22 protein-coding genes are annotated in these 17,200 nt (G+C 66.2%); 6 read left to right on the top strand and 16 right to left on the bottom strand.

The genetic code is table 11. The annotated features are described in order from the left end of the window. Positions 1 to 3: 3 nt before the first annotated feature. Entirely contained in the window at positions 4 to 1,077 is a 1,074-nt protein-coding gene (locus ACVW17_RS13185; protein WP_456752292.1) for a tartrate dehydrogenase, read from the top strand. 116 nt (positions 1,078 to 1,193) lie between these two features. Here the strand turns inward: ACVW17_RS13185 and ACVW17_RS13180 are convergent, their stop codons facing one another. From ACVW17_RS13180 to ACVW17_RS13145, 8 genes are all read right to left on the bottom strand, one after another. After that, positions 1,194 to 1,943: a serine O-acetyltransferase gene (locus ACVW17_RS13180; protein WP_456752291.1), complete on the bottom strand. Its 750-nt coding sequence runs from the start codon at positions 1,941 to 1,943 to the stop codon at positions 1,194 to 1,196. Between the two features lie 166 nt (positions 1,944 to 2,109). Next, on the bottom strand, positions 2,110 to 2,601 hold the full coding sequence (locus tag ACVW17_RS13175; protein ID WP_456752290.1) for a DUF2852 domain-containing protein: 492 nt from the start codon (positions 2,599 to 2,601) through the stop codon (positions 2,110 to 2,112). A 130-nt stretch (positions 2,602 to 2,731) separates the two neighbouring features. Continuing rightward, on the bottom strand, positions 2,732 to 3,445 hold the full coding sequence (locus ACVW17_RS13170; RefSeq protein ID WP_456752289.1) for a TetR/AcrR family transcriptional regulator: 714 nt from the start codon (positions 3,443 to 3,445) through the stop codon (positions 2,732 to 2,734). A gap of 110 nt (positions 3,446 to 3,555) precedes the next feature. Beyond that, a complete protein-coding gene (locus ACVW17_RS13165) occupies positions 3,556 to 3,918 on the bottom strand; it encodes a hypothetical protein (RefSeq protein ID WP_456752288.1) in 363 nt (120 codons plus the stop codon). An 86-nt stretch (positions 3,919 to 4,004) separates the two neighbouring features. After that, the gene (locus tag ACVW17_RS13160) at positions 4,005 to 4,430 is read right to left on the bottom strand and encodes a YciI family protein (RefSeq protein ID WP_456752287.1); all 426 of its coding nucleotides are present in this window, start codon (positions 4,428 to 4,430) and stop codon (positions 4,005 to 4,007) included. A gap of 134 nt (positions 4,431 to 4,564) precedes the next feature. Then, entirely contained in the window at positions 4,565 to 4,981 is a 417-nt protein-coding gene (locus tag ACVW17_RS13155; RefSeq protein ID WP_456752286.1) for a YciI family protein, read from the bottom strand. A 129-nt stretch (positions 4,982 to 5,110) separates the two neighbouring features. After that, complete coding sequence (locus ACVW17_RS13150) at positions 5,111 to 5,482, bottom strand: nuclear transport factor 2 family protein (protein ID WP_456752285.1); 372 nt, start codon at positions 5,480 to 5,482, stop codon at positions 5,111 to 5,113. Between the two features lie 148 nt (positions 5,483 to 5,630). Further along, entirely contained in the window at positions 5,631 to 6,284 is a 654-nt protein-coding gene (locus ACVW17_RS13145; protein WP_456752284.1) for a glutathione S-transferase family protein, read from the bottom strand. A 521-nt stretch (positions 6,285 to 6,805) separates the two neighbouring features. Here ACVW17_RS13145 and ACVW17_RS13140 point away from each other — a divergent pair. Together ACVW17_RS13140 and ACVW17_RS13135 are read left to right on the top strand one after the other, a co-directional pair. Then, a complete protein-coding gene (locus ACVW17_RS13140; protein WP_456752283.1) occupies positions 6,806 to 8,476 on the top strand; it encodes a methyl-accepting chemotaxis protein in 1,671 nt (556 codons plus the stop codon). Positions 8,477 to 8,650: 174 nt separating this feature from the next. Continuing rightward, on the top strand, positions 8,651 to 9,436 hold the full coding sequence (locus ACVW17_RS13135) for an SDR family NAD(P)-dependent oxidoreductase (protein WP_456752282.1): 786 nt from the start codon (positions 8,651 to 8,653) through the stop codon (positions 9,434 to 9,436). Between the two features lie 181 nt (positions 9,437 to 9,617). Here the strand turns inward: ACVW17_RS13135 and ACVW17_RS13130 are convergent, their stop codons facing one another. From ACVW17_RS13130 to ACVW17_RS13120, 3 genes are all read right to left on the bottom strand, one after another. Next, entirely contained in the window at positions 9,618 to 10,187 is a 570-nt protein-coding gene (locus ACVW17_RS13130) for a histidine phosphatase family protein (protein ID WP_456756413.1), read from the bottom strand. A gap of 67 nt (positions 10,188 to 10,254) precedes the next feature. Then, positions 10,255 to 10,692 carry an adenosylcobinamide-GDP ribazoletransferase gene (locus tag ACVW17_RS13125; protein ID WP_456797186.1) on the bottom strand — a complete coding sequence of 146 codons (438 nt, stop codon included), beginning with the start codon at positions 10,690 to 10,692 and terminating at the stop codon, positions 10,255 to 10,257. After that, positions 10,644 to 11,009: an adenosylcobinamide-GDP ribazoletransferase gene (locus ACVW17_RS13120; RefSeq protein ID WP_456797185.1), complete on the bottom strand. Its 366-nt coding sequence runs from the start codon at positions 11,007 to 11,009 to the stop codon at positions 10,644 to 10,646. Before ACVW17_RS13120 ends, ACVW17_RS13125 begins: the two co-directional genes overlap by 49 nt. Before the next feature lie 153 nt (positions 11,010 to 11,162). Between ACVW17_RS13120 and cobT the strand changes: the two genes are divergently transcribed. Both cobT and ACVW17_RS13110 read left to right on the top strand, forming a co-directional pair. After that, positions 11,163 to 12,176, top strand: a complete 1,014-nt coding sequence (gene cobT, locus ACVW17_RS13115; RefSeq protein ID WP_456752280.1) for a nicotinate-nucleotide--dimethylbenzimidazole phosphoribosyltransferase — start codon at positions 11,163 to 11,165, stop codon at positions 12,174 to 12,176. A gap of 57 nt (positions 12,177 to 12,233) precedes the next feature. Beyond that, complete coding sequence (locus ACVW17_RS13110; RefSeq protein ID WP_456752279.1) at positions 12,234 to 12,680, top strand: hypothetical protein; 447 nt, start codon at positions 12,234 to 12,236, stop codon at positions 12,678 to 12,680. 256 nt (positions 12,681 to 12,936) lie between these two features. Here ACVW17_RS13110 and ACVW17_RS13105 read toward each other — a convergent pair whose 3' ends face one another. The 5 genes from ACVW17_RS13105 to ACVW17_RS13085 all read right to left on the bottom strand — a co-directional run bounded on the left by ACVW17_RS13105 (position 12,937) and on the right by ACVW17_RS13085 (position 16,115). Further along, entirely contained in the window at positions 12,937 to 13,347 is a 411-nt protein-coding gene (locus tag ACVW17_RS13105) for a VOC family protein (protein ID WP_456752278.1), read from the bottom strand. Between the two features lie 104 nt (positions 13,348 to 13,451). Beyond that, on the bottom strand, positions 13,452 to 13,862 hold the full coding sequence (locus ACVW17_RS13100; protein ID WP_456752277.1) for a DoxX family protein: 411 nt from the start codon (positions 13,860 to 13,862) through the stop codon (positions 13,452 to 13,454). 155 nt (positions 13,863 to 14,017) lie between these two features. After that, positions 14,018 to 15,295, bottom strand: coding sequence for an RNA polymerase sigma factor (locus ACVW17_RS13095; RefSeq protein ID WP_456752276.1), 1,278 nt, complete (start codon positions 15,293 to 15,295; stop codon positions 14,018 to 14,020). Next, positions 15,292 to 15,660 (bottom strand): YciI family protein, encoded by a 369-nt coding sequence (locus tag ACVW17_RS13090; RefSeq protein WP_456752275.1) that lies wholly within the window; start codon positions 15,658 to 15,660, stop codon positions 15,292 to 15,294. The genes ACVW17_RS13095 and ACVW17_RS13090 overlap by 4 nt, the downstream gene beginning before the upstream one ends. 167 nt (positions 15,661 to 15,827) lie before the next feature. Continuing rightward, a complete protein-coding gene (locus ACVW17_RS13085; RefSeq protein WP_456752274.1) occupies positions 15,828 to 16,115 on the bottom strand; it encodes a hypothetical protein in 288 nt (95 codons plus the stop codon). 89 nt (positions 16,116 to 16,204) lie between these two features. Here ACVW17_RS13085 and ACVW17_RS13080 point away from each other — a divergent pair, with 89 nt between their 5' ends. Further along, the gene (locus ACVW17_RS13080) at positions 16,205 to 17,170 is read left to right on the top strand and encodes a 2-hydroxyacid dehydrogenase (RefSeq protein WP_456752273.1); all 966 of its coding nucleotides are present in this window, start codon (positions 16,205 to 16,207) and stop codon (positions 17,168 to 17,170) included. The last annotated feature ends 30 nt before the right edge of the window (positions 17,171 to 17,200 follow it).

Genomic DNA, 17,200 nt, shown 5'->3' with positions numbered 1-17,200 from the left:
CCCATGCGTACCCATTCCATCGCAGCCATTCCCGCCGACGGCATCGGCCCCGAAGTGATCTCCGCCGGAGTCCGCGTGCTGGAGGCGCTGGCCAAGCGCTCGGGCGACATCAGCTTCAACGTCAAGACCTTCGACTGGGGCTCGGACTATTACAAGAAGCACGGCGTGATGATGCCGGCCGACGGCCTTGCCGACCTCAAGACGTTCGACGCGATCTATTTCGGCGCGGTCGGCGCGCCCGACGTGCCCGACCACATCACGCTGTGGGGCCTGCGGCTGCCGATCTGTCAGGGTTTTGACCAATACGCCAATGTGCGGCCGACCAAGATCCTGCCCGGCGTCGCCTCGCCGCTGCGCAATGTCGGCGTCGGCGATCTCGACTGGGTGATCGTGCGCGAGAATTCCGAGGGCGAATACGCCGGGATGGGCGGCCGCGCGCACAAGGGCCTGCCGGAAGAGGTCGGCACGGAAGTCGCCGTGTTCACCCGGGTCGGCGTGACGCGGATCATGCGCTACGCGTTCCAGCTGGCGCAGTCGCGGCCGCGCAAACTGCTCACCGTGGTGACCAAGTCGAATGCGCAGCGCCACGGCATGGTGATGTGGGACGAGATCGCCGCCGAGGTGGCGAAGGACTTCCCCGACGTCAGCTGGGACAAGATGCTGGTCGACGCCATGACGGTGCGGATGACGCTCCATCCGAAGAGCCTCGACACCATCGTGGCGACCAACCTGCACGCCGACATCCTGTCGGATCTCGCAGGCGCGCTCGCCGGCAGCCTCGGCGTCGCACCGACCGGCAACATCGATCCGCAGCGCCGCTTCCCCTCGATGTTCGAACCGATCCACGGCTCGGCCTTCGACATCACCGGCAAGGGCATCGCCAACCCGGTCGCGACGTTCTGGACGGCTGCGCAGATGCTGGAGCATCTCGGCGAAAAGGACGCCGCCGCGCGGCTGATGGCGGCCGTCGAGAAGGTGTGCGCGGCCGGCGTGCTGACGCCCGACGTCGGCGGCAAGGCGACGACCAGGGAAGTCACCGATGCGGTGATCGACGCGATCCATGGGTCGAATGTGTGAGACAGGTTCGCGTTGCCCTGTGCAGTAAGGAGAGCACGCTAGTCTCCCCACCCTCTTCCGCAAGGGGAGAGGGAGGCTGAGAGAGTGCTCACCTCACAACCGTCGGGATACTCACCTCACGATGACACCCCCGCCTCGGCGCAATTGGTCAGCCGCGCCGGCACGCCGACGGCGGTGCAGCCGGCGGGCACGTCTGACGTGACCAGCGCGCCGGCGCCGATCCTGGCGAAGTCGCCGATCGAGAGATGTCCGATCACGGTGGCGCCGGCGGCGAGCAGCACGCCATGGCCGATCTTCGGTGCGTGGCGCGGGTCATCCTGATGCCGCGCGATGGTGACGTTTTGCAAAATCGTGACCTCGTCGCCGACGGTAGCCAGCGCGCCGACGATGATGCCGGTGCCGTGATCGAGGAAAACAGCGGTTCCGATTTGAGCCGACGGGTGTATGCTGATCTGCAACTGATCCGCCGTCGCGCTGTGCATCAGCAGCGCGAGATCCGGGCGGTCCTGACGCCACAGCCAGTTCGACACCCGCCAGGCTTGCAGCGCGGCGTAGCCCTTGAAGTTGAGGAACGGCAATAGCAAGCCCGTGATCGCCGGGTCACGGCGCACGATCGCCGTGAGATCGACGGCTGCGGCATCGACCAGCGCAGGCTCGTCTGCGAACGCCTCGCGCGCCGTCCGCACGAATTGGGCGCGGTCGCCATCCTCGCGGCCGATGCGCCGGCCGATCAGGAAAGCCAGCGCGCCACTGAGCTCGCCCTGATCGAGGATGAAGGCGGCCGAGGCCTCAAGAAAGCGATCGGCGACGACAGCCGCCTGCGCTTCGCGCCGGATCGCGGACCAGAGATCGTCAGAACTCGCCATCGCAGCTTCGCCTCGTCGCGCGCAGTCAAACGATAGTGGGCATCACCGGGCCAAAATGCAAACCGCCCGCTTGCTCATCGCAAACGGGCGGCTCAGGGCCATCAGGTTCTATGGGGGCACATCGCCTGAAGGCTAGCTCGTGCCTCGCGCGATCAGCCTATTCAGATCAGCTCTGGGGCGGCTGGTCGTTCGGCGGGGTCGGACGGGTCTTGTGCTGCGCCATGAAGGCGTCGAACTCTTCCTTGTCCTTGGCGTGGCGCAGGCGATCGAGGAAGTTCTTGAACTCGACCTGCTCCTCCTCGAGCCGGCGCAGCGTATCCTGGCGGTACTCGTCGAAGGCGCGGTTGCCGCTGGAGGGCGGGCCGAAGCCGCCGAACGGGAAGCCGCGGCGCTCCATGCGGCTCCTCATCCGCTCCATCTTGTCCTGCATGCGCTCCATCTTGTTCTGCCAGCGATCCATGTCGTTGTGACTCCAACACGCCATTTTTCTGCTCCCGAGTGTGAAAAAGAGAAGGGCGAGGCCGATCGGCCACCAGATCATGAAGCCGAGGATGATCCCGGCGATCTTCAGGGGGTGCCACGGCGTCGCGTAGAAGTGCGGACGGTAGGGCTCTTCGACGGGGCCGCGCCAGCGATTGACATCAGCGGTGTAGGCCATTTCCTTCTCCATCACGGCATCACGCCGTTGTGAATGTAAATAACATTTACATAGGTAGCCCATCCCCCGGGAAAGTCAAGCAGCGCGGATGACGCACCCGGCCGATTATTTTTGGCTCAGCCTTTGAACCTTATTTCGCCTTGCCCCACGGACCGGACCTTTCACCCGCCGGCTTTTCGTCGGCCGAGCTGGTTCCAGGCCTGCGATCAGTCGGGAAGCCGAGGCCGCGCAGATAGATCAACACCTCGGCCTCGAGCAGGTCCTCCGGCGACATCGGCAGCTTGCGCCGCGCGGCGTCGCCGCGGCCGAACAGCGAGGCGACGCCGTGCGACATCGACCAGATGTGCAGCGCCATCATCATCGCCGGGGGACGCGGCATGCCCGGCGGTGCCAGTGCGGCGAGCCGCTCGGCAGCGGCGCGGATGATCGCGAACGCGCGCTCGCTGGCGGCCATCAGCGTCGGATTGGCATCGGGCGGCAGGCCGGATTCGAACATCGCGGAATAGAATGCGGGCTCCTCGCGGGCGAAGGCGAGATAGGCCTTGCCGACCCGCTCGAACGCCGTGACGGTGTCGGGGCGGCCGTCGTCCCAGGCCTGGGTCAGCAGCGACTCGAACTGCTCGAAGCCGCGCTGCGCGATGCTGGCGATCAACTCGTCACGGTCGCGGAAATGCCGGTACGGCGCGGCGGGGCTGACGCCGGCCATCCGCGCGGCATCGGCGAAGGTGAAGCCGGCCGGCCCCTTCTTCGAGATCAAATCGAGGGCGGCCTGCAGCAACGCCTCTTTGAGATTGCCGTGATGATAGCCGCGCTCGGCGCGGCCTTGGTCCTTGCGCCAGCTCATGTGAACGGCTTTTACATGAGCCGGCAGTAAAGGTCACTAGCGGGGCGGCGATGCGTTCATCAAGATTAACGGACCGCTCCCGCTGGATGCGGGCCTGACGGCCTGCGGCCCTATCGGCCCGGAATCGGCAGCACCGGCATGATCTCGACGGCTTCGCCGGGGAAGATCGAGAAATGCGGGTGGTTCTCGAACAGCTTGGCGGCCGCCTCATGCGAGGGCGCGCGCACCACCGTAAAGCCGGTGAGCTGGTTGGCGATGTCGGCGGTGCCGGCGGCGCCGACCTGCTTGGTCTTGCCGAGCGGGCCGCCGATCTCGACGATCACGTCGTGGTGCTTCTCGACCCAGGCGCCCCAGGCCGCCATGCCCTGCTGCTCCTTGGCGCGCCGCTCGGCCTCGGGCATCGCGTTCCAGGCTGCCATGCGCGAGCCGTCCTTGCTGCCGAGATAGACGGCGAGGAAGGTGTTGGTGCTCATATTTCATCTCCGTTGTGCGCGTAGGTGGTTTGACGATCGATGGTTGGTGCGCTGACGCCGTGCGGCGGCAGCGCTTGTTGCAAGATTTAGCGCAGCGCCTTGCCCCAGCCGCCCTGCGGATGCTCGAAGATGGCAGCGGCCTCTCGCACTTCCTCCGAGAAGTCGCCGATCTCCTGGACCTGGCGGATCTCGATGATCTCGTTGGCCGAGGCCGGGCACTGCTTGGCCCATGCGATCGCGTCCGCACGCGAGGCGACCTCGATCATCCAGAAGCCGCCGATCACCTCCTTGGCCTCGGTGAACGGGCCGTCGATCACGACCGGCACGCCGGTGTCGAACTTGACGCGAGCGCCGGCAGCCGGCGGATGCAGGCCCTCCAGCGTGATCAGCACCCCGGCGTCCTTCAGCGCCTGATTGTATCGCATCATCGCGGCGACCCGTTCGGGATCGAGCTCGAGCTTGGCCGGCGCGGACTCGTAGCCGAGCGGGATCATCAGCATCATGAAACGCATGGGTCGGATTTCCTCATCTGTTGACGCACTCGCAATTCTCGTCTTCGTCATCCCGCGACCCGTCAGGCCCGGAATCCATGACTTGCGTCGATGGTTATCACCGCGTCGGCGATATCGCAGAATGACGTCGGGTGTCATGTCTTGCTCACCTGCTTGCGCAGGCGCTCTCCCTGCTCGCGCAGCTCGGGCGTCAGCGCCGCGCCGAAATCGTCCGGCGTGAAGACCTGGCGGATCTCGATCTCGGCGCCGCCATCGAACGGCGCGCGCTTCATCCAGTCGATCGCCTCATCGAGCGATTTGGTCTCGATCAGCCAGAAGCCCGCGACGAGATCACTGGTCACGCTGAACGGCCCGCGGCTCACCGTGCCCTGCCCGCCGGCATATTTGACCCGCGCGCCCTTGCTGGTCGGATGCAGGCCCTCGCCGGCCTGCATCACGCCGGCCTTGACCATCTCCTCGTTGAACTTGCCCATCGCGGCGAGCAGCTCGGTGCTCGGCATCACGCCGGCCTCGGTATCCTTGTTCGCCTTCACGATCACCATGAACTTCATCATCCTGCTCCGTCGCCTTGTTGTGTTTCCGGCACCGCCGGTGCTCGTCTCAAGGACGACGCCGGTCGTGCCACGCCGACAGGGCACGCGAAATTATTCCGGAGGTCATTGCATCGCGCGCCACGGCCTTCAGCGCTCCTGCCTGACGAGTTCGCCGTCCTGATGCGCGGGACCGAAATAGACGTCGATGCGCGACACCTTGTCGCCGTCGAACACGACGAACTCGGTGTTGCGGAAGCTCTTGCCGTCGCGCGCGATGCAGCGATAGGTGACAAAGGCATTGCTGCCCTCGACCATGATGCGCTCGATCTCGTGACGGCCGATCCAGCCGGAGTCGCGCCAGCACTCGGCGAAATAGCGCGGCTTGTCGATGTTCTCGCCATAGGGCGTCGAGAAGCGGAAGTTCTCCGCAAACGCCGCCTCGACGCTCGCGCGGTCATTGGCGAGATAGGCGGCGAAGAGGGAGCGGATGATCTCCGCCCTGTTGCCAGCTGCAGCCATGTCGTCTCCACATCATTCGCCCGGGCCTCCGGAGCGGTCAGCGCTCCAGAACCCGGACCTCAGGTGGAAGACGAATGGAGCGGCCCGAACGCGACATCGGGCCGCTATTTATTTTGGGAACCGGGCCGCCCCTTCGCTGGCTCCATTCTCAGGTTTCCTTGGGAAACATGCCGAAATAGGGCTCGGCCTCGCGGAGCACACGGGCGAAGGACGGCCGCGCCTTGAGCCGCTCGAGATAGGCTGCCAGATGCCGGTGTTCCTCCGCAAACGGCTCGACCTTGTTGCCATAGAACAGCGTCGGCGCCGCGGCGCAATCGGCCAGCGAGAACCGCTCACCCATCATCCAGCCGCCATGCGCGAGTTGCGGGTCGAGGATCGCATAGGAGGTGCGGAGCTGCGCCCGCGCCTCGGCGACGCCATGGGGATCCTTGCTGTCTGCGGGCCGCAGCCGGTCGCCGACGATTTTCTGCATCGGCAGATGGACGTAGAGATCGAGGAAGCGATCGCGCAGCCGGGTTTGCAGCGCGAGCTCCGGGTCCTCCGGGATCAGCCTGACGGCACCAGGGTAGTGCCGGTCGAGATATTCGATGACAATGCTCGATTCCGGCACCGTCTCGCCGCGCGCCTCGTCGCGGAGCACGGGAAAGCGACCGATCGGCGACAGCGCGAGCAGCGCCGCGCGCTCGGCGGGATCGCCGAGATTGACCAAGTGAGGCGTGAACGGCGCGCCATTCTCGTAAAGCGCCACCAACGCCTTCCAGCAGAACGACGACAGCGGGTGGTAATGCAGGGTAAGCGACATCAGAACTCCATCATGGAACCAGAGCCCGGAGGACGAAGCAGGGACCGTTCTTCCGACATCGCGCGCGCGATAAATTTTTGGTACGGCGATACTTTTCGTGCTCGGCGGGCGCGCGCAGACTCACGCATCGAGCACGATGCGGATTGGTCGCGGCCGCGAATCGCGACGCGAAATCGATCGGTGAAGCGATCAGCAATATCAGCGATCGTAATAGACCTATCAGCGACGCTGAAGTGCACGCGTTCCGATCGTCTGCATCAGACCAAAGTTGTCATCGATTTTCGTCCGTAAGATTACGGTGAACATCGCATGCCGACTCTGGATGATAACGTGCATATCGAAAAAATACCTCGCAAGTTGAAATAGATGCGCGCGTGCGTGATCGCTCTATGCAGTTCGTGCCACGCGCGTGCGAGCCGCAGGCTTTACCGATGCTAAACGGCTCGCTGCAACCTTTCCGTGAGTTGCAACGATCCGCTTTTCTCATCCCCTTTCATTGTTTGAACCTTCACGGAGCCCTGATGTTCAGTTTCAGCAACAAGGCAAAGATCGACAACGCGCTGGCGCAGGCCGCAGCGATCGGAAAATCGCAGGCGGTGATCGAGTTCAAGCTCGACGGCACCGTCGTCGACGCCAACGAGAACTTCCTGAACGCGATGGGCTACACGCTCGACGAGATCAGGGGCAAGCACCACAGCATGTTCGTCGATGCCGCCACGCGCGACAGCCACGACTATCGCCAATTCTGGGCGAACCTGAACCGTGGTGAGTACCAGACCTCGCAGTACAAGCGCGTCGCCAAGGGCGGTCGCGAGATCTGGATCCAGGCCTCCTACAACCCGATCCTGGACAAGAACGGCAAGCCGGTCGGTGTCGTCAAACTCGCCACCGACATCACCGCACAGAAGATCCACAGCATGGAAGATGCCGGCAAGATCGCCGCGATCGGACGTGCCCAGGCGGTGATTGAGTTCAATATGGACGGCACCATCGTCAACGCCAACGAGAACTTCCTCGGCGCGATGGGCTATTCGCTGGCCGAAATCCAGGGCAAGCATCACAGCATCTTCATATCGCCGGCCGACCGCGATAGTCCGGCCTATCGCGATTTCTGGGCGCGGCTGAACCGCGGCGAGTTCGAGACCGGCGAGTTCAAGCGGATCGCCAAGGGCGGCAGGGAAATCTGGATCCTCGCCAGCTACAACCCGATCCTCGACGATCGCGGCAAGCCGTTCAAGGTCGTCAAGTTCGCGACCGACGTCACCCAGCAGAAGCTGAAGGCCGCCGACAATGATGGCCAGATCGACGCGATCGGCAAGTCGCAGGCGGTGATCGAATTCAACATGGACGGCTCGATCCGCACCGCGAACCCGAACTTCCTCGCCGCGATGGGCTATTCGCTCGCCGAGATCCAGGGCAAGCATCACAGCATGTTCGTCGAGCCCGCCGAAGCGAGCGCGAACGGCTATCGCGAGTTCTGGGGCGCACTGAACCGGGGCGAGTTCCAGGCCGCCGAGTACAAGCGCATCGCCAAGGGCGGCCGCGAGATCTGGATCCAGGCCTCCTACAACCCGATCCTCGACCTCAACGGCAAGCCCTACAAGGTGGTGAAGTACGCCACCGACATCACCGCGCAGGCGATCGGCCGCAAGAAAGCCGACAGCGCGCGCGGCCTGATCGAGGCGGTCGCCGCCGGCAGCGAGGAGATGAGCGCCTCGATCCGCGAGATCTCGGAAACCATGACCAAGTCGAAGCAGAACGCCGCGGTCGCCACCGGCCGCGTCGAGGCTGCCGACGGCCAGGCGCAGAAGCTCAACGCCGCGGCGCAGGCGATGAGCGGCATCGTCGAGATGATCTCGAGCATCACCGGGCAAATCAACCTGCTCGCCCTCAACGCCACGATCGAATCGGCCCGCGCCGGCGAGGCCGGCCGCGGCTTCGCGGTGGTGGCCTCCGAGGTGAAGAGCCTCGCCAACCAGGCCAAGCAGGCGACCGACACGATTTCCTCGGAGATCGATGCGCTGAACTCGATCGCCGCCGCGGTGGTCACCTCGCTGTCGGAGATCAAGGCGGCGATCGCCGGCGTCAACGAGTACATCACCTCCACCGCCGCGGCGGTCGAGGAGCAGAGCATCGTGACGCAGGACATGTCGACCAACATGCAGCGCGCTTCCGCCGAGCTTGCGGCGTAGGACGCGGTGCGATCCTCGAAGGGTGCGCGGCCCGGGCTGGGGGCCGTGCATCCTTCGAGACGCGCTACGCGCTCCTCAGGATGACGGAGGAACGGCACGTCACTGGTTGTTGACAGCTCCACATAAAGGTCGCAGACGGTCGGGACTTTCCTGCCCGAACCGATGGACCGCCCGATGACTCCCTCCGAACAAAAAGTCGCCCTCGTGACCGGCGCCGCGCGCGGCATCGGGCTTGCCGCGGCGAAACGCTTCCTCGCCGACGGCTGGCGCGTCGCGCTGCTCGACATCGAGGGCGCGCTGTTGGAGAGCGCGGTCGCGGCCTTGAAGCAGCCCGACGACACAGTCGCGCTGACCTGCGACGTATCGGATGCCGCTGGCGTGGCAGCCGCGATCGCTGCGATCGCAAACGGCTTCGGCCGGCTCGACGCGCTGGTCAACAACGCCGGCACCGCGGTGTTCGCGCCGGTGCTGGAAACCTCGGACGCCGACTGGAGCCGGATCATGGCGGTCAACCTCACCGGCCCGTTCCTCTGCACCAAGGCGGCTGCGCCCCTGATGCGCGAGCATGGCGGCGCGATCGTCAACATCACCTCGATCTCGGCGGTGCGCGCCTCGACGCTGCGCTCGGCCTACGGCACCAGCAAGGCGGGGCTCGCGCATCTCACCAAGCAGCTCGCGGTCGAGCTCGCCTCGCTCGGCATCCGCGTCAACGGCGTCGCGCCGGGCCCGGTCGAGACCGCGATGGCCAAGGCTGTCCACACGCCGGAGATCCGCGCCGACTATCACGACGCGATCCCGCTGAATCGCTACGGGCTGGAGGAAGAGCTGGCGGAAGCGATCTTCTTCCTGTGCTCGGATCGCGCGAGCTACATCACCGGGCAGATTCTTGCCGTCGACGGCGGCTTCGACGCCGCCGGCATCGGCCTGCCGACCCTGCGCGGCCAGCGGCGGAATGGGTAGCCGTCCCGCGTTCTCACCGTCATCCTGAGGAGGCCGCAAAGCGGCCGTCTCGAAGGATCGACGGTCCCGCTATCACCGGTAGACGATCAACGTACGCCGAGCGATCGGGGGCCGTGCATCCTTCGAGACGCGGCCAAGAGGCCGCTCCTCAGGATGACGGAATTGACATTGCCGCATTGGCCTACCGCCCATTCACCACGACCACACGCCACGTATCACCCAACCGATCGATCCGGGTCAGCGACAGCGGGTCGATGACGAAGCGCAGTGCGAGCTCCGGCGCGAGTTCGAGCGCGATGGCGAGCACCGCGCGGATGGTGCCGGAATGCACGACCAGCACGACGTCGCCGGCCGGCAGGCGTGCCAGCCCGGCCTGCGCGCGACCGATCTGATCCGCAAAGCTTTCACCACCCGGCGGGCGGTTGATGCCCGGCGATTGCCAGAAGGCGCGGTAGGCCACGGCGCCGAGCTCGGCTTCGATCTCACTGTGGCGGCGGCCGGTCCAGTCGCCGAAATCCTGCTCGCGAAAGGCGTCGTCTTCCGTTGCGGTGAGGCCGAGCCGCGCTGCGGTCTCGCGTGTGCGCCGCGCCGGACTGCAAACCGCGATCGCATCCGCCGGAAGCCTCGCCTGCAACGCAGCCAAGGCCGCGGCATCGCTGAGGTCCGCCGGCGCATCCGGCGCATGGATCACGCCGCGTGGACCATCGACCGGCGCGTGACGGATCAGCCAGAAGCGGGTTTCACGATCCATCACCACTTGGCCTTTCATTGACGCGTTTTCTTCACGCGAACCGGGATCCACTTCGCTCGAAAACGCTCTAACCCAACCGCGCCGCGAGCAGCACCAGCATCGCGGTCTCCGCGACCTGCTCGGCGCCGCCGAGCACATCGCCGGTCTGGCCGCCGATCTGCCGCTTCGCCAGCAGCGCCATGATCAGCGCGCTCGCACCGGCCGCAATCGCCGCCAACAGCGCGCTGCTGAACGGCAGCGCGAGGATTGCGATCACCAGCGCGAGACCTGCTGCGACCGCGGCAATCATGCCGTCAGGCCGGCCGGCATTGGCCGCGAGCCCATCCGCGCGCGCATAAGGCAGGCTGATCGCGATCCACGGCAACGCGCCGCGGCCGAGCGCATGCGCCGCAATCAGGCTCTGCACCACGACGCCATCCGGAATGGCCGCAAGCGCCGCGAGCTTGCTGGCAAAGCTCACCACCAGCGCCAGCGCGCCATAGGTACCGAGCCGGCTGTCGCGCATGATTTCAAGCTTGGCCGCGCGACATCGCGGCCGCCGCCGAACCCGTCGGCGACATCGGCGAGCCCATCCTCATGCAGTGCCCCGGTCAGCAGCGCGCCGCCGCCGAGCGCGAGCGCCGCCGCGGCAAGGTCCGGCACGCCGATCGACCGCAGCAGCAGGCAGAACAGGCCGATCGCAGCGCCAATGCCGGCCCCGACCAGCGGGAACAGCCGCTGCGCCCGCGCAAAGCTCTCCGGCCGCGCGCCGTCCGGATGCGGCATCGGCAGCCGGGTCAGAAAGGCGGTGGCGGTCCTGAGATCGTCGAGCAATTCACGCATGGTCGCGGCCCTGGAATTGAGCTAAAGCGCGCTGAGATCGGGCTGAATCTCACCGCGCTTGAGCTTCTTGTTTGAGCACGATCCGTTCGGAAAACCGCTTCACAGGTTTCCGGATGGTGCTTTAGCTTGCGGCCCGCTCGACGAGGGAATCGCATGCAGTTCAGTACTCTAGACGACATCCGCAGCTTTTGTCGCGACCTGCCCCAGGGCGACGAGGCCAGTGCCGCGGCCGCTACGGTTCGCCAGCAGAACCTGACCAAGCCGCCGGGCAGCCTCGGGCGGCTTGAAGAGGTGGCGATCTGGCTGGCGCGCTGGCAGCAGCGCGAGATCCCCCGGCTCGATGAGATCACGATCGCGGTGTTCGCCGGCAATCACGGCATCGCCGAACGTGGCGTTTCCGCCTATCCGTCCGAAGTCACCGCGCAGATGGTGGCGAACTTCGCCGCGGGAGGTGCTGCAATCAACCAGATCGCCAAGCTTGCCGGCGCCGAGCTGCGCGTCGAGCCGCTCGAGCTGGCGCGCCCGACCCGCGATTTCACGATGGCGCCGGCGATGGACGGCGCCGATTTCCTCGTCGCGTTCGATACCGGCTGGCGCACCGTGCCGGAGCAATGCGACCTGCTGGTGGTCGGCGAGATGGGGATCGCCAACACCACGGTCGCAGCAACACTGTGCGCGGCGTTGATGGGCGGGCGCGGCGCGCGCTGGGCCGGCCGCGGCACCGGCGTCGACGATGCCGGCCTGCTGCGCAAGCGCACCACGATCGATGCCGCGCTCAAGATGCATCGCAGCCTGCTCGACGATCCGCTCGCAGTCGCGGTCGCGCTCGGCGGGCGCGAGCTCGCGGCGATCGCCGGGGCCGTGCTGGCGGCGCGTGCAAGGTCCATCCCGGTGCTGCTCGACGGCTTCGTGGCGACAGCGGCGGTGCTGCCGCTGGCGCGGCTTGCGCCCGGCGGTCTCGCGCATTGCCGCGCCGGGCATGTGTCGGCCGAACTCGGCCACCGCGAATTGCTGCGGGAGCTTGGACTCGCGCCCCTGCTCGATCTCGAGATGCGGCTCGGCGAAGCCTCCGGCGCCGGAATCGCGATCCTGCTGCTGCGCGCCGCGCTCGCCTGTCACGGCGGCATGGCGACCTTTGCCGAAGCCGGCGTCTCCGGCAAAGGCTGACAAACTCTCGCCGCAAGCGCTAGCCTAACTGGAGCCGGCAACGGAAGGAACGGCCGCATGCGCATCGGGGCGATCTGGACGATCTCGACGATCTTGGGCTTGGCGGCGCTCTTCGCCGACATCTCCGGCGCAGATGCCGAAGTTCGTATCCTCGCCAGCCCCGGCGGGCAGGTCGGCCCGTTCATCGACCTGTTCGACAAGGTGCGCGAGTCCGGCGAGCGCGTGGTGATCGACGGGCCATGCCTGTCGGCCTGCACGCTGGTGCTTTCGATGGTGCCAAGCGACCGCATCTGCGTGACGCGGCGCGCCGTGCTCGGCTTCCACGCCGCGCGCTCGATCGACCAGCGCGGCCGGACCTATGCCGAGCCGGAAGCGTCCGAGGCGGTGCTGGCCGCTTACCCTCCGCCGGTGCGCGGCTGGATCGTGCGCCGCGGCGGCCTGACCTCCCGCCTGCTGCTGCTGCGCGGCCGCGACCTCGCGGCGATCTATCCACGGTGCAGGTAGCGGCGATCGAGTCCGATCTGAACTGAGCAAGCGATGCTGCCAATCCCGTCATTCTGAGGAGCGCCAACGGGTCCGCGCGAAGCGCGGCCCGATGACAGGCTCCGCGCGTCTCGAAGGATGCACGGCCCGGATGGCTCAGCGCGCGCACGTTGGAACAGCCGGGCCGTCGATCCTTCGAGGGCCGCTGAAGAAGCGGCCACCTCAGGATGACGGCGATAGAACGAGAATCGCGGTGCTAGGCAGAAGTAACCTCGACCTACATCTGTGCCGGGCAGTTCACCATCCAGGGGATGCCGAACTGGTCGACGCACATGCCGAAGCCGTTGGAGAAGAAGGTCTTGCCGAACGGCATGGTGACGGTGCCGCCTTCCGACAGCGCCTTGAAGCGGCGTTCGGCCTCCGTGGGATCCTCGACCTGCAACGCGACGTGAAAGCCCTGCGGCTTCTGGAAATGGCCGGGCGGCGCGTCGGAGGCCATGATGATCTCGCCGTCGATCGTGAGGCGGGCGTGCATGATCTTGTCCTGCCAGCCGGGCGGCGTCTGCATTTCCGCGTTGCCCTCGCCATAGGGGAAGGATTCCTCGATCCGCGCGCCAAGCACCTTCTCGTAGAATTTCAGCGCGGCGCCGCAATTGCCGTCGTAGGACAGATACGGGTTGACCTGCATTGCATGCTCCCTTGGTTAGTTATTTTTCAATCGGCTCGGACGATACACTGTTCATGTGACGCTGGTCGCATGTCCCTGCGGCAGCATTGTGGATGAACGATCACTCAGCGGCGGAACGGCAGCAGCGCGCGCAGATCGCCGTCGCGCAGATAGAGCCCGCCCCACAGCATCAGGCCGAGATAAAGCCCGAACAGCGTGTGGGTGAACAGCGGGCTGCCGATCCGCACATGGGAAGCGATCGCGCCGCCGAGATAGCCTGTGAGCAGGATGGCGCCGAGGATCGAGGTCGGCGGCACCGAGTACAACAGCGTGCAGACGATGGTGATGATGCCGAGGCTGCGCGCCAGCGTATCGCTCGCGCCCCAGCCCATCTTGTCCATGGTCTCGGTGACGACCGGCAACGGCAGCAGCTTGATCGCGCCGTCGAACAGCAGGAACAGGATGACCACGCCGCTCATGACACGGCCGGTGATGCGGGCGGGCTTCGAGATTTCGGTGTCGACGATCGTCGGCATGACAGGCTCCGTGACGCTTGGTGATGCTCTCTGCCTTCATGACGAACGGGGGAATGCGGGGCCGACAAGATGGGTGAAGAATTTTTCGGAAGCACAACCGCGGTTGCACGAGCGACGCTCCCATCGATCAGCTCGCCCGGGGCCAGGCGAGCCGACTACTTCGCCTTCGCATTGCGCGGCTGGCTGTCGCGCATCAGGCGGTCGATATGCATGCGGATGTGGGCCGCTTCGGCCGTGGTGTTGGCGAGGGCGATGGCGCGGTCGAAGGCGACGCGGGCTTCCTCGTTGCGGCCGAGCTGCATCAGGAAGGCGCCGCGCACGCCGAAGTAATGGAAATAATTCGCAAGCCGCGGCGCCAGCGGCTCGATCATCTCGAGCGCGGCGTCTGGTCCCTTCACCTTGGAGACCGCAACCGCGCGGTTGAGTGTGATCACCGGCGACGGCTGCATGATTTCGAGCGCGCCGTAGAGCAGGTCGATCTGGGTCCAGTCGGTGTCCTCGGGCTTTTCCGCGCGGGCGTGCAGGGCGGCGATCGCGGCCTGCACCTGATAGGGTCCGCTGCGGCGATGGCGCATCGCCTTGTCGATCAGCGCGAGGCCCTCGGCGATCAGCTTCTGATTCCAGAGCGTGCGGTCCTGGTCGTCGAGCAGGATGACCTGGCCGTCGGCGTCGAAGCGCGCCTCGGCGCGGGCGTGCTGCAACAGCAAGAGCGCCGTCAGCCCCATGATCTCCGGCTCGCTCTGGAACAGCCGCAGCAGCAGCCGCGCGAGCCGGATCGCCTCCTCGCACAGCGGCGCGCGGATTTCGGCGGTGTCGCCGCTCGCCGAATAGCCCTCGTTGAAGATCAGATAGATCATCGCCGCGACCGAGGCGAGCCGCTCGCTGCGCTCGACCGCGCCCGGCGTCTCGAACGGCACGTTGGCATCGGCGACGCGAGCCTTGGCGCGGGTGATGCGCTGCTCCATCGCGGCTTCCGAGACCAGGAAGGCGCGCGCGATCTGCTTCACCGAGAGGCCCGAGACGATGCGCAGCGCCAGCGCGATCTGCTGGGTCGCCGGCAGGTCCTTGTGACAGCAGATGAACAGCAGCCGCAGGATGTCGTCGCGATAATGTGAGCCGTCGAGCCGCTCGGCGATCTCGTCCTCGGCATCGTCGAGATCGGAGATCGCCTGGTCGTCATCGGGCAGCGCTTCCTGCTTCTTGCTGCGCCTGATGTCGTCGATCGCGACGTTGCGGCCGACCATGATCAGCCACGAGGCGGGATCGCGCGGCGGGCCGTTCTGCGGCCAGCTCTTCAGCGCCCGCAGGCAGGCGTTCTGGAACGCCTCCTCGGCGGTATCGAGATTGCGGAAGTAGCGCAGCAGTGCGCCAACCGCCTGGGGACGCGCCGACGTCAGCGCGGCATCGATCCAGGCGGTGTCGGTCACGCTCACGCTTTGGTACCCCCCTGATTGAAGTAGCCGACCGGGCGGATCTCATAGGTGCCGCCGGGATTGGCCTCGCCGAGGTCGCGCGCGATGTCGAGCACCTCGTCGAGGTTCTTGCCCTCGACCAGATAGAAGCCGAGCAGCTGCTCCTTGGTTTCGGCGAACGGGCCGTCCAGCACCACCGGCGGGTTTTCCTTGCGCAGCGTGGTCGCCGCGGTGGTCGGCAGCAGCCGCGCCACCGGGCCGAGCTTGCCCTGCTTGGCGAGCTTGTCCTGCACGACGGACAATTTCTGCATGACCGAGGCGTCGTGTTCCTTGCTCCAGGAACCGACCATGTCTTCGTCATGATAGCAGAGGATGGCGTACAGCATCGAAAAGGCATCTCCGTTCATTGCAAGAACGAACGATTATGCCCGCTGCCGACAGGCGGCGCGAAAGAAATTTGGGTTCCTGATGCGGCGCTCGATGTCGATCACATGCCGGGACGTCGGACGCGGCGATGACGCGTCACGCCATCACCGCGACAATCATGGTGCCGTCACCAGTAGATGCCGTAACGCGCGGCGATCCGGCGCGCCTTGGCTTCATCGCTCTCCCGGTGATGGACGTGGCTCCTCTGCAACGGCTGGGACGCCTGCTGCCGCGGCGCCTCCGCCGGCTGCGCCTGCGACGGCGCCGGCTGGGCCTCGGCCTGGGCCGGAGCAACGGCCGGTTGCGCCTGGGCGGGCGTATCGGCATTTGCGAGCACCAGGCCGCGGCTCTGGCCGGCGTGCGCGGTGGCGATGGCGGCGAGGATGAAAGCCGAGCTCAGGACCAGTTTGCGCATGGAAGTTCTCCCCTGTTGATGGCAGGAGACTAGGGCGCGGGTTACGCCCGCTCTGTGACATAAGTCACATTGGCTTTGGAGGTATCTGAATGGGTAAGGGCGCACTCGCGCTGCTGATCAATGGCGGCTCGGAAAACTGGTCGCCGGCGCGCTGGAAGGCGCGGTTCGACACCGTCTGCGCCGACCGGGCGGTGGTGCTGCTGCCGGACGGCGCGCTCGATCCGGCTGAGGTGCATTACGCCGCGGTGTGGAAGCCGAAGCCGGGCGAACTCGCGGCGTTCAAGAACCTGCGCGTGATCTTCAATCTCGGCGCCGGGGTCGACGCGCTGATGGCCGACCGCTCGCTGCCCGACGTACCGCTGGTGCGGGTCTCGGTCTCCGATCTCACCGACCGCATGACCGAATATGTCGTGCTGCATGTGCTGATGCATCACCGCCAGGAGCTTTACCTGCGCGAGTCGCAGCGCAAGAAGTACTGGGCGCCGAACTATCAATGGGCGGCGAACGCGATCACCGTCGGCGTGATGGGGCTCGGCACGCTGGGCGCGGCCGCGGCGCAGGCGCTGCGCGCGCTCGGCTTCCGCGTCGTCGGCTGGAGCCGCAGCGAGAAGCGGATCGACGGCATCACCTGCCATCACGGCAGCGACGGGCTCGACGCGTTCCTGCGCGCGACCAACATCCTGGTCTGCCTGCTGCCGCTGACGCCGGATACAAGGCATGTGCTGAACCGCGATGCGTTCGCCAAACTGAACCGCGAGAGCCCGCTCGGCGCGCCCGTCATCATCAATGCCGGCCGCGGCGGCTTGCAGAACGAGGCGGATATTTTGCACGCGCTCGATGACGGCACGCTGGGCGCCGCCTCGCTCGACGTGTTCGAGACCGAGCCGCTGCCCGAAGCGAACCCGTTCTGGAGCCACCCGAAGGTGGTGCTGACCCCGCACAACGCCGCCGACACCGACGCCGACGAGATCTCGAAATACGTCGCGCAGCAGATCGCGCGCTTCGAGCAAGGCGGGGAGCTGGACAACGTGGTCGATCGCAAGCGGGGCTATTGAGGCCCGGCGCGTAGCCCGGATGCAGCGAAG

This window comes from Bradyrhizobium sp. USDA 4473 (assembly GCF_054063335.1).
This window is presented reverse-complemented; position numbering and strand designations above follow the sequence as displayed.

Bases quoted from the DNA above. Each gene is read 5' to 3' on its own strand.
- ACVW17_RS13185 (WP_456752292.1), top strand. From the start codon at position 4: ATGCGTACCCATTCCATCGCAGCCATTCCCGCCGACGGCATCGGCCCC.
- ACVW17_RS13180 (WP_456752291.1), bottom strand. From the start codon at position 1,943: ATGGCGAGTTCTGACGATCTCTGGTCCGCGATCCGGCGCGAAGCGCAG.
- ACVW17_RS13175 (WP_456752290.1), bottom strand. From the start codon at position 2,601: ATGGCCTACACCGCTGATGTCAATCGCTGGCGCGGCCCCGTCGAAGAG.
- ACVW17_RS13170 (WP_456752289.1), bottom strand. From the start codon at position 3,445: ATGAGCTGGCGCAAGGACCAAGGCCGCGCCGAGCGCGGCTATCATCAC.
- ACVW17_RS13165 (WP_456752288.1), bottom strand. From the start codon at position 3,918: ATGAGCACCAACACCTTCCTCGCCGTCTATCTCGGCAGCAAGGACGGC.
- ACVW17_RS13160 (WP_456752287.1), bottom strand. From the start codon at position 4,430: ATGCGTTTCATGATGCTGATGATCCCGCTCGGCTACGAGTCCGCGCCG.
- ACVW17_RS13155 (WP_456752286.1), bottom strand. From the start codon at position 4,981: ATGAAGTTCATGGTGATCGTGAAGGCGAACAAGGATACCGAGGCCGGC.
- ACVW17_RS13150 (WP_456752285.1), bottom strand. From the start codon at position 5,482: ATGGCTGCAGCTGGCAACAGGGCGGAGATCATCCGCTCCCTCTTCGCC.
- ACVW17_RS13145 (WP_456752284.1), bottom strand. From the start codon at position 6,284: ATGTCGCTTACCCTGCATTACCACCCGCTGTCGTCGTTCTGCTGGAAG.
- ACVW17_RS13140 (WP_456752283.1), top strand. From the start codon at position 6,806: ATGTTCAGTTTCAGCAACAAGGCAAAGATCGACAACGCGCTGGCGCAG.
- ACVW17_RS13135 (WP_456752282.1), top strand. From the start codon at position 8,651: ATGACTCCCTCCGAACAAAAAGTCGCCCTCGTGACCGGCGCCGCGCGC.
- ACVW17_RS13130 (WP_456756413.1), bottom strand. From the start codon at position 10,187: ATGGATCGTGAAACCCGCTTCTGGCTGATCCGTCACGCGCCGGTCGAT.
- ACVW17_RS13125 (WP_456797186.1), bottom strand. From the start codon at position 10,692: ATGCGCGACAGCCGGCTCGGTACCTATGGCGCGCTGGCGCTGGTGGTG.
- ACVW17_RS13120 (WP_456797185.1), bottom strand. From the start codon at position 11,009: ATGCGTGAATTGCTCGACGATCTCAGGACCGCCACCGCCTTTCTGACC.
- cobT (WP_456752280.1), top strand. From the start codon at position 11,163: ATGCAGTTCAGTACTCTAGACGACATCCGCAGCTTTTGTCGCGACCTG.
- ACVW17_RS13110 (WP_456752279.1), top strand. From the start codon at position 12,234: ATGCGCATCGGGGCGATCTGGACGATCTCGACGATCTTGGGCTTGGCG.
- ACVW17_RS13105 (WP_456752278.1), bottom strand. From the start codon at position 13,347: ATGCAGGTCAACCCGTATCTGTCCTACGACGGCAATTGCGGCGCCGCG.
- ACVW17_RS13100 (WP_456752277.1), bottom strand. From the start codon at position 13,862: ATGCCGACGATCGTCGACACCGAAATCTCGAAGCCCGCCCGCATCACC.
- ACVW17_RS13090 (WP_456752275.1), bottom strand. From the start codon at position 15,660: ATGCTGTACGCCATCCTCTGCTATCATGACGAAGACATGGTCGGTTCC.
- ACVW17_RS13085 (WP_456752274.1), bottom strand. From the start codon at position 16,115: ATGCGCAAACTGGTCCTGAGCTCGGCTTTCATCCTCGCCGCCATCGCC.
- ACVW17_RS13080 (WP_456752273.1), top strand. From the start codon at position 16,205: ATGGGTAAGGGCGCACTCGCGCTGCTGATCAATGGCGGCTCGGAAAAC.